The sequence below is a fragment of the Microbacterium sp. LB12 genome (genome assembly GCF_037150835.1).
GTDB lineage: Bacteria > Actinomycetota > Actinomycetes > Actinomycetales > Microbacteriaceae > Microbacterium.
On sequence record NZ_JBBCPF010000004.1, the window covers coordinates 41,326 to 53,400 of the forward strand.

The 12,075-nt window shown below is 68.5% G+C and carries 16 protein-coding genes; 9 read left to right on the forward strand and 7 right to left on the reverse strand.

Features of this window, described 5'->3' with window-relative positions; all coding sequences use genetic code 11:
* The first annotated feature begins 29 nt into the window (after nt 1-29).
* Nucleotides 30-1,007 (forward strand): class 1b ribonucleoside-diphosphate reductase subunit beta, encoded by a 978-nt coding sequence (gene nrdF, locus WFM69_RS08815; RefSeq protein ID WP_337003737.1) that lies wholly within the window; start codon nt 30-32, stop codon nt 1,005-1,007.
* Between the two features lie 92 nt (nt 1,008-1,099).
* Here nrdF and WFM69_RS08820 read toward each other — a convergent pair whose 3' ends face one another.
* Nucleotides 1,100-2,197 carry an ABC transporter permease gene (locus WFM69_RS08820; RefSeq protein WP_337003739.1) on the reverse strand — a complete coding sequence of 366 codons (1,098 nt, stop codon included), beginning with the start codon at nt 2,195-2,197 and terminating at the stop codon, nt 1,100-1,102.
* Nucleotides 2,198-2,296: 99 nt separating this feature from the next.
* On the opposite strand from WFM69_RS08820, the gene WFM69_RS08825 reads away from it, so the two are divergent.
* From WFM69_RS08825 to WFM69_RS08835, 3 genes are read left to right on the forward strand one after another with little or no spacing between them, the layout of a single operon-like run.
* Nucleotides 2,297-2,917, forward strand: coding sequence for a TetR/AcrR family transcriptional regulator (locus tag WFM69_RS08825; protein WP_337003741.1), 621 nt, complete (start codon nt 2,297-2,299; stop codon nt 2,915-2,917).
* A gap of 10 nt (nt 2,918-2,927) precedes the next feature.
* Entirely contained in the window at nt 2,928-3,938 is a 1,011-nt protein-coding gene (locus WFM69_RS08830) for a hypothetical protein (protein ID WP_337003743.1), read from the forward strand.
* A gap of 51 nt (nt 3,939-3,989) precedes the next feature.
* Nucleotides 3,990-4,511 (forward strand): GNAT family N-acetyltransferase, encoded by a 522-nt coding sequence (locus tag WFM69_RS08835; RefSeq protein WP_337003745.1) that lies wholly within the window; start codon nt 3,990-3,992, stop codon nt 4,509-4,511.
* On the opposite strand, the gene WFM69_RS08840 is transcribed toward WFM69_RS08835, so the two are convergent.
* On the reverse strand, nt 4,480-5,094 hold the full coding sequence (locus WFM69_RS08840; RefSeq protein WP_337003747.1) for a flavodoxin family protein: 615 nt from the start codon (nt 5,092-5,094) through the stop codon (nt 4,480-4,482). The two genes, WFM69_RS08835 and WFM69_RS08840, sit on opposite strands and share 32 nt — an antisense overlap.
* A gap of 90 nt (nt 5,095-5,184) precedes the next feature.
* Here WFM69_RS08840 and WFM69_RS08845 point away from each other — a divergent pair, with 90 nt between their 5' ends.
* Nucleotides 5,185-5,388 (forward strand): hypothetical protein, encoded by a 204-nt coding sequence (locus WFM69_RS08845; protein ID WP_337003749.1) that lies wholly within the window; start codon nt 5,185-5,187, stop codon nt 5,386-5,388.
* 50 nt (nt 5,389-5,438) lie between these two features.
* Here the strand turns inward: WFM69_RS08845 and WFM69_RS08850 are convergent, their stop codons facing one another.
* The 3 genes from WFM69_RS08850 to WFM69_RS08860 are packed head-to-tail and all read right to left on the reverse strand — an operon-like array spanning nt 5,439 to nt 6,822.
* Nucleotides 5,439-6,041 carry a GNAT family N-acetyltransferase gene (locus WFM69_RS08850; protein ID WP_337003751.1) on the reverse strand — a complete coding sequence of 201 codons (603 nt, stop codon included), beginning with the start codon at nt 6,039-6,041 and terminating at the stop codon, nt 5,439-5,441.
* Between the two features lie 8 nt (nt 6,042-6,049).
* On the reverse strand, nt 6,050-6,442 hold the full coding sequence (locus tag WFM69_RS08855) for an ImmA/IrrE family metallo-endopeptidase (RefSeq protein ID WP_337003752.1): 393 nt from the start codon (nt 6,440-6,442) through the stop codon (nt 6,050-6,052).
* A gap of 8 nt (nt 6,443-6,450) precedes the next feature.
* A complete protein-coding gene (locus WFM69_RS08860) occupies nt 6,451-6,822 on the reverse strand; it encodes a helix-turn-helix domain-containing protein (RefSeq protein WP_337003753.1) in 372 nt (123 codons plus the stop codon).
* 94 nt (nt 6,823-6,916) lie between these two features.
* On the opposite strand from WFM69_RS08860, the gene WFM69_RS08865 reads away from it, so the two are divergent.
* From WFM69_RS08865 to WFM69_RS08875, 3 genes are all read left to right on the forward strand, one after another.
* Nucleotides 6,917-7,147 carry a helix-turn-helix domain-containing protein gene (locus WFM69_RS08865; protein WP_337003754.1) on the forward strand — a complete coding sequence of 77 codons (231 nt, stop codon included), beginning with the start codon at nt 6,917-6,919 and terminating at the stop codon, nt 7,145-7,147.
* A 61-nt stretch (nt 7,148-7,208) separates the two neighbouring features.
* Nucleotides 7,209-8,138, forward strand: coding sequence for an aldo/keto reductase (locus tag WFM69_RS08870; RefSeq protein ID WP_337003755.1), 930 nt, complete (start codon nt 7,209-7,211; stop codon nt 8,136-8,138).
* 38 nt (nt 8,139-8,176) lie between these two features.
* Complete coding sequence (locus WFM69_RS08875) at nt 8,177-8,566, forward strand: PLDc N-terminal domain-containing protein (protein ID WP_337003758.1); 390 nt, start codon at nt 8,177-8,179, stop codon at nt 8,564-8,566.
* Here the strand turns inward: WFM69_RS08875 and WFM69_RS08880 are convergent.
* Both WFM69_RS08880 and WFM69_RS08885 read right to left on the reverse strand, forming a co-directional pair.
* The gene (locus WFM69_RS08880) at nt 8,563-9,531 is read right to left on the reverse strand and encodes an epimerase (RefSeq protein WP_337003760.1); all 969 of its coding nucleotides are present in this window, start codon (nt 9,529-9,531) and stop codon (nt 8,563-8,565) included. The two genes, WFM69_RS08875 and WFM69_RS08880, sit on opposite strands and share 4 nt — an antisense overlap.
* 95 nt (nt 9,532-9,626) lie before the next feature.
* Nucleotides 9,627-10,826, reverse strand: a complete 1,200-nt coding sequence (locus tag WFM69_RS08885; protein ID WP_337003763.1) for an ROK family protein — start codon at nt 10,824-10,826, stop codon at nt 9,627-9,629.
* A gap of 115 nt (nt 10,827-10,941) precedes the next feature.
* On the opposite strand from WFM69_RS08885, the gene WFM69_RS08890 reads away from it, so the two are divergent.
* On the forward strand, nt 10,942-12,048 hold the full coding sequence (locus WFM69_RS08890) for a Gfo/Idh/MocA family protein (RefSeq protein ID WP_337003765.1): 1,107 nt from the start codon (nt 10,942-10,944) through the stop codon (nt 12,046-12,048).
* Nucleotides 12,049-12,075: the final 27 nt, after the last annotated feature.

A 12,075-nucleotide genomic window follows, 5' to 3' on the forward strand; every position in this document is an offset into this window, starting at 1 on the left:
CATCTGATACCGAGAAACGACGAAGAACAATGACTCCCGAAAGACTCAAGCTGGTGTCCAGCGTCCAGGCCATCAACTGGAACCGCATCCAGGACGACAAGGACCTCGAGGTCTGGAACCGTCTGGTGAACAACTTCTGGCTGCCGGAGAAGGTGCCGCTGTCGAACGACGTGCAGTCGTGGAACACGCTCACCCCCGACGAGCAGCTGCTCACCATGCGGGTGTTCACCGGTCTGACCCTGCTCGACACGATCCAGGGCACCGTGGGCGCGGTGTCGCTGATCCCCGACGCGATCACGCCGCACGAAGAGGCCGTGTACACGAACATCGCGTTCATGGAGTCGGTGCACGCGAAGAGCTACTCCTCGATCTTCTCGACGCTCGCGTCGACGAAGGAGATCGATGAGGCGTTCCGCTGGTCCACCGAGAACCCGAACCTTCAGAAGAAGGCTCAGATCATCATGGACTACTACCAGGGCGATGACCCGCTCAAGCGCAAGGTCGCCTCCACCCTGCTGGAGTCGTTCCTGTTCTACTCGGGGTTCTACCTGCCGATCTACTGGTCGTCGAAGGCGAAGCTGACGAACACGGCTGACCTGATCCGCCTCATCATCCGTGACGAGGCCGTGCACGGGTACTACATCGGCTACAAGTTCCAGCGCGGCCTGGAGACGGCGGATCAGGCGCGCCGCGACGAGCTGAAGGACTACACCTTCTCGCTGCTGTACGAGCTCTACGACAACGAGGTGCAGTACACGCAGGACCTCTACGACGGCGTCGGTCTGACCGAAGACGTCAAGAAGTTCCTGCACTACAACGCCAACAAGGCCCTCATGAACCTGGGCTACGAGGCGATGTTCCCCTCCAGCGTCACCAACGTGAACCCGGCGATCCTGTCGGCGCTGTCGCCGAACGCGGACGAGAACCACGACTTCTTCTCGGGGTCGGGCTCGTCGTACGTCATCGGCAAGGCCGAGGCCACGGAAGACGACGACTGGGACTTCTGAGTGTCGTGAGTCGGCGGCGGATGCGCTGACGACGGCAAAGCCCCCGGCGGGTCGCTCTGATCGAGCATCCCGCCGGGGGCTTTGCCGTAGGCTCAGGCGGTCGCCACTGCCGGCGTCACAGGCGCATCGGCCGGGTCCTCTTCCACGACGAGTCTCCCCTGGTCGCGGAAGTGCCCGATGACGACCAACACGAGGCCGGCGACTGCCCACCCCGCGAGAACGAGGATCGGGAAGGTGACATTGGCGTCGGGGAAGTACGACGTGTCGCGGAGCAGCGAGTTGCCCGCTCCGGGCGGAAGCCACTGTCCGACGGCACCCCATGGCGTGGCGAGGAACTCCTTGGGAAGCTGTGCGCCCGAGATCGGGTTGCCGATCAGCATGAACAGCACCGGACCGACGGCGATGCCGGGGCGGCCAAAGATCGACGCGAAGCCGACGATCGTGGCGCCCATCGCGAGCAGGGTGAGCCCGAACGCACCCGCGTTCGCCCAGTAGTCGCCGCCGAGGAACCCGAACCATCCCTGCATGATCCCGGCGATCGCCATGCCGCCGACGGCGGCGTAGACGACCAGGGCGGTGACCCGGCGCCAGGCTCCGGAAACCGCGAACACGATGCCGATGCCGCCGATCATCCCGCCGAACACGAGCGGGAGCGCGGCGGATGCCAGGCCGACGCCACGGGTGTCGGTGCTCACGAGGGGCACGATGTCGGTGAGCGGGACGGTCACCACAGGCGTCGTCGGGGCACCCGCTGCGGCTGCCGCCGCGGTGGCCTGCTGCTGCGCCATCGTCTGCAGCTGCGCGTGGAGCTGGGTCATGATCGCAGACGTCGCGGATCCCGCGGCCGACGCGGTGAGCACCTCGGGCTCGGTTCCGAGGATGATCGCGCCGTACGCCTCACGCGTCTTGATCGCCTCGACGGCTGCCGCGCGATCGGACACCTCGATCAGGTCGAACGCGCCGTCGCCCTGCTCTTCGAGGGCCTGTTCCACGGGCGCGAGCGCCTCGGACGGGCCGCTGATCGCGATCGGGACGTTCTTCGGGTCGACCGTGGCGCTCGGCCAGGAGAATGCGAGCACCACCAGGCAGACGACGGCGGAGAGCACGACGCCCATGAGTGTGGCGCGTGCCCACGGGGTGTGGGGTGCGTGGAGTCCCGATGCGGCGAGAGCGGGGGCGGAATCGGACATGGTGCCTCTTCAGTTCAAAAAAAACGAATGTACGTTCTTTATAATACGACGACGGGGGTGCCGCAAGTCCCGGGCATCGAAATCAGAGAGGATGAGAGCATGCCGAAAGTCAGCGAGGCTCATCGCGAATCCCGACGCGATCAGATTCTCGACGCCGCCGTCACCTGCTTCCTTCGCCGTGGCGTACGCGCGACGACCATGGCGGAGATCATCGCCGAATCGGAACTCTCCGCCGGCGCGATCTACGGCTACTTCGAGGGCAAGCAGGATCTGGCGGTCGCAGTGATGCGTCGCGAGGTCGCGAGCCGCCAACAGGAGCTCGAGGCGCTCTCCGAGAGCGCGAACGTCCGCCCGCCCCAGGTGATCCGGATGATCGCCGGCTCCATCGCAGGCAAGGCCGCCACGCCTTCGCTCATCGTGCAGATGTGGGGGGAGGCCGCGAGTGACCCCGACTTCGAGCAGATCGCCGCGGCCGCCTTCGCAGAGGTGCGCGATCTGCACAGCACTCACCTCATCCGCTGGCTCGAGGCGAGCCGTGGGCTCGGACGTCAGGAGGCCGAGCAGCAGGCGCAGCTCCTGCTGCCGGTGCTGCTCTCGCTCGTGCAGGGCTTCATCCTGCAGCTCGCTCTCGTGCCCGGGTTCGACGAGGGCCGGTATCTCGATGGCGTGGAGCTGTTGTTCGGAGGTGCGCAACGATCCGGGAGCACCGCCGACGCCTAGACTCGTCGGGATGACCGAGGAGACCGTCACCGACGCGCGCGTCCCGGCGACCGTGACCCGGAAGCTCGTGCGGAACCCGGCCATCTGGGGCGCTCTGCTGCTGCTCGCGGCGCTCGGATTCACGCTCGCGGGCGACGACCTGAGCTTCTTCCCGTTCCTGCTCATGCTCGTCGGCGGGTGGTGCTTCGGCTTCTCGTTCGTGAACACTACGCTGGGCATGGTTCCCGCTCGGAACGGGGCGGCGCTGCACGTCGGAGTGGCCGTCGTGCTCGGCGCGCTGATGGTGTTCATGACGGAGTTCGGGGGAGCCCTGCTCGGCCCTCTGCCCGAGTCGGTCCGCGCGGTCGTCCTCGTGCTGCAACTGGCGGCGATACCGGCGACCGGATGGATCTGGTTCGGGGTCATCAGCCGCGTGACTGATCTGATCCGGCGACGGGACGCCAAGAAGCGTCCTCCGCTCGTGTGCCCGGACTGGGAGCGAGACGAGAGCGGAGACGGTTCGATCGTGCGCTTCCCCGGCATAGAACTGCGCATGCGCAGGCTCACCCAGATGATCGTCGCGATCGTGTTGGTCGTCGGCCTGTTCGGTGTCGCCCTGCTGATCGCCCTCGACGACATCGTGATGCGGATCGGTCCGCGCATCGCGATCATCCTGATGGGCGTGGTGGTCGGTCTTCCCGCGTACCTGCTGTTCGCCGCCCTCCTGCGACGTCGTACGCAGGAGTGTGCTGTCGCGTTCGGGAACGACGAGATCCGCGTGAGGGTGGGGTCCGCGGTGTACACCGTGCCGTTCCGCGAGCTGGAGTACCTGCGCTGGCGCTCGCGCAGCGAGTACGCGCGCCTCGAGGTCCGCTCCGGCGCGGACGTGGACCTCTCCATCGTGACCGGACTCGCGAAGCCGCCGACGGGCTTCTCCGCCGAGCTCCCTGCACTGCCGAGGAGAGTCTTTCGACGGCTGGAGCTCGCCGGACTCTCCGTCGAGAAGTCGCGGCGTGACGAGGTGATCACCTTCCGGCGATGATCGTGCAACACCGCGAGTCCGACGTCGGTGGTGCGTGCGACGATCCGGGACATGGAATCCCTTCGACTCCGTCTCTGGTCCGCGCAGGACATCGAGCTGCTGCACGCCGCGAACACCCCGGCCATGACCGCGCATCTGAACGGGCCCGAGAGCGAGGAGGAGATCGTGGAGCGGCACGCCCGCTACCTCCGGCTCCTGGAATCCGGCGAGGCGCGGACGTTCGTGATCGAAGACGACGACGGTCTCGCACTCGGTTCGATCGGTCACTGGCGTGTCGACTGGCGGGACGAGCCCGCGCTCGAGACGGGGTGGTTCGTTCTCCCGGAGGCTCAGGGGCGCGGTGTGGCGTCGGCAGCACTCGCTCTGCTCATCGACGACGCCCGCGCCCACCGTGACGCTCGCCGGTTCCTGACCGCCTTCCCCGGCGTCGATAACGCGGCATCCAACGGTGTGTGCCGTCGGAACGGATTCGCGCTGGTCGGCACCATCGGCGAGGAGTTCCGCGGCGCCGAGCTCGTCATGAACGAGTGGGCTCTCGACCTCACGAGCCCGCCGGGTACTCCTGTTCCCTGAGTGAGCGTGCGAGGTGCGCGGCGTTCCTCGTGGCCGTCGCGATCGCCGAAGCGACCTTCTCCGGCGTCTCCTCAAGATCTTTGTAGTCGGTCGTGTGCATCGCCTCGCCGTTCCAGTAGACCGAGCCCTGCGCGGGGATCGAGTAGCCGACGTCGTTCAGCGACTGGAACAGGATCGCTGCGATGTGATGGGCGCCGTCCTCGTTTCCGACGATGCCCGCGATCGCCACCTTGTCGAACAGCGTGGGCCGCCCGCGGGCATCGGTCTCGGCGAGCTCGGCGTCGAGGCGTTCCAGTACGCGCTGCGCGACGCTGGAGTGCTGGCCCATCCAGGTCGGCGTGACGAACACGAGGATGTCGGCGTCCAGGACCTGTCGTCGGATGCGTGGCCATTCGTCGTCCCCGCCCATGTCCTTCTCGACGCCGGGGCGAAGGGACAGATCGACCGCGCGGACCAGGTCGCCCGTGATGCCGTGCCCGGCGAGGGCATCGAGGAGCTGCGAGGCGAGCAGATCGGAACTGGACGCCGCAGGGGAGGGCTTCAGCGTGCACGAGATTGCGAGGGCGGTGAGCGGGCTCTTCATGTCCCGAGCACACCACGGGATGATCGGGGTGCACAGGGGCTTTCCGTGTCCGGGCTATCCTGGTAAACGGCACCGACGACAGGAGATCCCGTGATCCTCAGCTTCCTCTTCTTCATGATCCTCTTCATCGGAGGGATCCTGGTGATGGGCATGTCGTTCGGCCTGCCCGAGTTCCAGGCGCTCGCCTTCTGCGGCGGACTCCTGCTGGTCACCCTCTCGCTCGCGTTCATCTTCCGGGAGCGCGGCACGGCCACCCGCCGGTCGAACAACTGGTCGGGCAAGGCCACCGACTGATCTGACGCGATTCGGCGTCTCGACGACGCCGACCGCTCAGTCCTGACCGCTCAGCGCCGTCGCGCGAGTCGCGCCTCGAGGTTCGCCCTCACGGCGGGCCACTCCGGTTCGATGATGGAGTACTCGACGCTGTCGCGCAGCGCCCCGTTGCGGTAGCGGCTCATGGCCCGCATCACGCCGTCCTGCTTGGCGCCGAGCCGCTCGATGGCCGCGCGCGACTGGAAGTTCACCCATTGCGTGGTGAGGCCGACGCGGAAGACCCCCAGCGTCTCGAAGGCGTGCCGGAGGAGCAGGAGCTTCGATTCGGCGTTCGTGCCGGATCCGTGCGCCGACGGACGGTTCCACGTGAACCCGATGTGCAGCCGCGGGACGTCGGCGACGATGTCGTAGTACGACGTGAGCCCCAGGATGCGGCCCGTCGCATCGAACGCGGTGAACGGCACCATCTCGCCCTTCTCGATCAGCCCGATGCGTCGGTCGACCTCGGCGGCGACTCCGTCGGGTGCGGGGACCGAGGTGTACCACGCCGACTTCCACAGGTCGCCCTCCTGCACCGCCTCGATCAGCCCGTCGACGTGCGCGCGATCGAGGGGGCGCAGCTCCACGAGATCGCCGGAGAGAGTGACGGGTGCGGGCGTGACGAGGAAGGCCATGACGATATTCAACCAGTGCGAGCGAGAGCGCCTCGGCGCAACAGGCGCTGGTAGGCGCTGACGAGCTCGATCGTGACGTCGAGCTCGAATGCCAGGCTGGCAAGGTGCGGGCCGCGCAGCTCCTCGGCGTCGGCGTAGGCCTGCGGGGTGATCAGCAGACCGGCAGCCCATTCGTCGGCCTGGCGCTCCTGCTGTTCGCGCCGTGCCGCCGACGCCGTGGGAGCGTGACCGAGCCGCGCGTGGCCGAGTTCGTGCGCCAGGACGCTGCGGGTGGTGCGTGCGCTCATCCCTGGTGCGAGGCGGATGGTGCGTGCCACGGGGTCGTACCCGCCGCACGTGCGTCCCGGACGTTCGATGACACGCAGCCTCTGCTCCTCGGCGAGGCGGAGCAGCTGCTGCATGGGTCTCCTCAGTAGAGGTCGTCCGTGTCGGCGTCGTGCCGGACCGGGGAGTCGAAGGCGACTTCGGGGATATCTTCGCGTGGGCCGGCGACATCGGGGGTGCGGCGGATCGGGGTGATGCGCGCGGTGGGCTCGCCGTCGGCGCGGAGTCGCTCCTCGGCGCGCGAGATCAGCACGTGGGGTTCGAGTCCCAGCGTGGCGCAGACCGCGTAGACGACGGGGACGGGGATCGCGCGCTTGCCCGTGACGTAGTTGTCGAGTGCGCTGCGCGCGATGTTGATGCTGCGGGCCATCGCTGCGATGCTGCTCCGTGAGGCGGCGATCTCCGCGCGCAACTGGCGACCGACAGCGTCGTTGAACTCCTCGGCAGGTGTCTTCACCCGCCTCACCATAGCAGCGGATCGACCCCAGAATGCTGCCATTCTGGTCCATGCGAACGCTAGAGGGTGACAGGTGGGGGTGTATTGTAGACGGATGGGGACAGTCTTGCGTCATCTGTTGGCATCCGAAGTCGAAGGCGCGCGCGTTCACGCCGGAGTCAGCTTCTCGCGACTGGCGCAAGCGACGGGGATCCGAGGCGAGGCGCTGGCCGACCTGCTCGACGGGCGTGAGGACTTCACGATCGTCGACCTGGTGCGGATCGCCGAGGTTCTCGACGTGCCGGTCACCACGCTGCTCCCCGGCGCAGTCGGCGAAGACGGCTGACGACCGGCGGATGCCGAGGGATGCCGAGGGATGGCGAGGGTGCGCGCGGTAGCGTGGGGCCATGAAGACCGTACCGTTCGGATCCACCACTGCTCCCGCCGTCGTCGCCGGAATGATGCGCATCATCGACAAGGACGACGCTCACATCCGCGAGCTGTACGCGACGGCGCGCGCGGCCGGCATCGACTTCTTCGACCATGCCGACATCTACGGCGGCGGCATGCACCGGTGCGAGGAGCGCTTCGCCGAGGCGCTGGGGCTCACGTCCTCGGAGCGCGACGAGATCGTGATCCAGACGAAGTGCGGCATCGTGCCGTCGCAGGGGATGTACGACTTCTCCTACGAGCACATCGTGGGCCAGGTGGAGGGCTCGCTCGCGGCCCTGCGCACCGACCGGATCGACGTGCTCCTGCTGCACCGCCCCGACATCCTCGTTGAGCCGGACGAGGTCGCCCGCGCCTTCGACCACCTGGAGTCCTCCGGCAAGGTCCGCGCGTTCGGCGTCTCGAACCACACCCCGCGTCAGATCGACCTGTTGCGCACCGCCGTGCGGCAGCCCCTGGTCGCCAATCAGTTGCAGCTGTCGATCGCGCACGCGCCGATCCTCGCCCAGCCGGTCGCCGCGAACATCGAGGGGCAGGAGCAGGGGGTCGTGCGCGACGGCGGCGGCATCGTGGACTACTGCCGCATCAACGGGATCACGATCCAGGCCTGGTCGCCGTTCCAGGCCGGTCATGGGCAGGGGGTGTTCCTCGACAACCCCGCGTATCCCGAGCTCAACGCCGTGATCGACCGGCTCGCAGGGGCGTACGCGGTGAGCCCGCTGGCCATCGCCACCGCATGGATCACCCGGCACCCCGCGGGCATGCAGGTCGTGCTCGGCACCACGACACCGCAGCGGGTGCAGGATGCCGCGGCCGGCGCTCACATCGAGCTGACCCGCCCCGAGTGGTACGAGCTGTTCCGTGCAGCGGGGCATGTGCTTCCGTAGACCGCGCCACGACCCCTGGCGTCGTCTACCCTGAACACATGTCGTTCCTGTTCTCGCTTCTCGTCATCGCCCTGATGATCGGCGCGCTGATCGACATCATCACGCGGGACAACTCCCTCGTGAAGCACCTGCCGAAGTTCGTGTGGATCATCGTCGTCATCCTGCTGCCGCTGATCGGCAGCATCCTGTGGTTCGCGGTCGGCCGGGAATGGGGCGAGAGTGGGATCGCGATCCCGAGGATGCGGCGGCCCGAGCGGACGGCTCCGCGCACCGACGTTCGACCGGCTCCACCCACCGACACCCGCACGACCGAGCAGCAGATCGCCGACCTCGACCGCGAGATCGAGGAGTGGCGCCTGCGCGAGGAGATCGAGAAGCGCCGCCGCGACGGCGACGGCACGAGCGGAACGCCCGGTCCGTCGTCCTAGCCGACCGGCTCGCGATCGAAGGACTCGCGGATCGCCTCTTCGAGTGCCGGATGACGGAACACGAAGCCGGCGGCGAGCAGCTTCTCCGGCAGCACCCAGCGGCTCTTGAGGATCAACTCCGTCTCGGTGCGGATCCCGATGGCCCCGAGTTCGAGCATCCAGCGCGGCATCGGCGGACCGATACGCGCGCCCAGCACCTGTCGGACGGTCGCCATGAACTCGACGTTGTCGACCGGATGCGGGGAGGCCGCGTTCACCGGCCCGTCGAGCGACGGCGTGCGCGCGAGGAAGTCGATGATGCGGGCCACGTCTTCGATGTGCACCCAGCTGAAGCGCTGCCGACCGCGGCGAGCCCCGGGGGCATGCCCCGTCCCTGCCGCGCGGCGAGCGGCGCTCACCGGCCATCGACCGTCGTACTGCGGGCCGCCGAGGCCGAGACGCGCGAGATTCCGAAGCGGGGCGAGCACGCCGCCATGACCGAGCACGATCGTGCTGCGCAGCGCGACGCGACGGGTCGCCGGGAGATCCTCGGCGTAGAGCGCGGCCTCCCATGCCTTCGCGACCTCGACCGAGAACCCGCTGCCGATCTCGCCGGTGGACTCGGTCATCGGGCGGTCTTCGGCGTGCCGATAGATCGTGGCCGTCGACGAGTTCACCCAGAGCGCGGGAGGAGTCGACGCCCGCGCGATCGCCGTGCTCAGCGACGCCGTCGTGTCGAGCCGGGACCGGAAGATCTCCGCCCGGTTCTCCGGTGTGTAGCGGCAGTTGACGCTCTTGCCGGCCAACCCGATCACCAGCGCGGCGCCGTCGACCGCGCGATCGATCGCGACCTGATCGCCCCAGCGGATGTCCGCTCCCGACCGGGAGATCGTGACGACCTCGCGGCCCTCGGCACGCAGCCGCGGCACGAGGAAGCTCCCCATGAAGCCCGTGGATCCGCCGATGACGACCCGGCCTGTGCTCATGCGCTCCGCTCCTCCTTCCGGACTCGGGGGTCCGGAACGTACGGGGACTGCGCTACGAGCGTCACGGTTCGAGCCTAGCCCGGCCGCGGCGGAGGTCAGCCGCGCGACGTCGCCGTCACGCGGGCGTCGACGTTCGCCGGAGACAGCACCTCACGGGCCACCATGATCGCGGCGCCGAGCACGGCCGCGCGCTCGCCGGTCGGGGACTGCACGATCGCCAGATGCTGCGTGGCGAGCGGGATCGAACGGCGGTAGACCACTTCGCGCACACCGGCCAGCAGGTGCTCGCCCGCGCGCGCGATGCTGCCGCCGAGGATCACGATCGACGGGTTGAGGAGGTTGACGACGGTCGCGAGAACCTCGCCGACATCACGCCCCGCCTGGCGGAGCGCCTCGATCGCGGCGGTGTTGCCGTTGCGGACGAGCTCGGTGACGTCACGGCTGGTCTCGGCGTCGATGCCCTGAGCGCGCAGCGACGCCGCGATCGCGCTGCCGCTCGCGAGATCCTCGAGGTCGCGCTCCTCGTCAGCCGCGTGTGTGGACTCGGCCGAATGCGGCACGCGGACGTGACCCATGTCTCCTGCCGACCCCTGTGCGCCGCGCTGCAGTCGGCCGCCGGCGATGATGCCCGCGCCGATACCGGTGGCGACCTTCACGAAGATCAGGTCGGTCGTGTCGGGGAAGCTCGTGGTCTGCTCGCCGAGCGCAAGGACGTTCACGTCGTTGTCGACCAGGACCGGGACGTCGAACGTCTGCTGCACGTAGCCGGGGATGTCGAACCGGTCCCACCCCGGCATGATCGGCGGGTTGTACGGGCGTCCGGTCGAATGCTCGACCGGTCCGGGCACGCCGATGCCGACGCCGACGATCGCGGTGGCTGCGGTCGACAGCTCGGTGAGGAGGGTCTGCGCCTCGGCGAGCATGCGATCCAGGACCGGCTCCGGTCCGCTCGCGATGTCGAGCGCGTGCGTGGTGGAGCCGAGGATGCGGCCGCCGAGGTCGGCGATCGCGACCGTGGCATGGGAGGCGCCGAGATCGACCGCGAGCACGAGGCCCGCGCGCGGGTTGAAGGCGACACGGGAAGGTGGACGCCCCCCGGTCGAGGCGGCTTCGCCTGCCGGGACCAGCAGCCCGGTGGCGAGCAGCGCATCGACACGCGTCGACACGGTGGAGCGGGCGAGCCCGGTGAGGTGCACGAGATCGGCCTTGGTGCGCGCCTGTCCATCCAGCAGCAGCTGGAAGATGTCTCCGGCACCCGTGGAGGCGCTGGGGAAGATGCGTTCCGCGTCACTCATAGGGGTCAGTAAATCACAGGACTTCCGCGCTCTGCGGTAAGAGATCTGACGGTGGAGAAAAATCTTTTGACGAAGATGTAGCAAAAGTATGTCGAGCTGTGTCAGAATCGTCGACATGACAACGGACGTCACAGCTACCGGCGTCGGAACGATCCGATCCGGCTTCCTCGGCGGGGGATTCATGGCCCAGGTGCACAGTCGCGCGGCGCGCGCCGCAGGTGCGACCACCGCGGTGCTCGCGAGCTCTTCCCTCGACCGTGCACTCACCGCCGCCCGCGAGCTCGGCATCGATCGCGCGGCGACCGACATCTCCGAGCTCCTCGCCGATGACGTGGACGTGGTGCACGTGTGCACCCCCAACGCGACGCACGCGGCCCTCGCTCTCGACGTGATCACCGCGGGCATCCACGTGATCTGCGAGAAGCCGCTCGCCACCACCGTCGACGATGCCAGGGCGCTCGCCGACGCAGCCGCCGAACGCGGCATCGTCGCCGCCGTGCCGTTCGTGTACCGCTACCACCCGATGGTGCGCGAGGCGCGGGCGCGCGTCGCCGCTGGTGAGATCGGCGACCTGCTCACCGTGGACTGCGGCTACCTGCAGGACTGGATGCTGCTTCCCGGCGACGACGACTGGCGCGTGACCTCGGCAGACGGCGGCCCCTCCCGCGCCTTCGCCGACATCGGCTCGCACCTGTGCGACCTGCTCGAATTCGTCGCGGGGGAGCGGATCGTCCGCCTCACCGCCCGCACGCGCCGCGTGTACGAGGAGCGCGGCGGACGTGCCGTCACCAACGAGGACGCGGTGTCGATCCTCGTCGAGATGGCATCCGGTGCGATCGGCACCCTGCTGATCTCGCAGATGGCCGCCGGACGCAAGAACTCCCTCACGCTCGAACTGCACGGTGCTCAAGCCAGTCTGCGCTTCGACCAGGAACGCCCGGAGGAGCTCTGGGTCGGCGAGCGCGACGGAAGCCGGCACCTGTTCCGCGACCCGCAGACCGCCCACCCCGGCGTCGCCCGGTTCTCGGTCGTCCCGGCCGGACACTCGCAGGGCTACCAGGACGCCTTCAACGGCTTCGTCGCCGATGCCTATGCGGCGATCCGCGGCGAGACCCCGGACGGGCTCCCCACCTTCGCCGACGGCGTGCGCGCCGCCCAGCTCACCGAGGCCGTGCTGCTCGCCGCCGGAGACGAGCGCTGGGTCGACACCCCGGCCCCCTGAACGACCCCGACACCACGCTTCCTGATT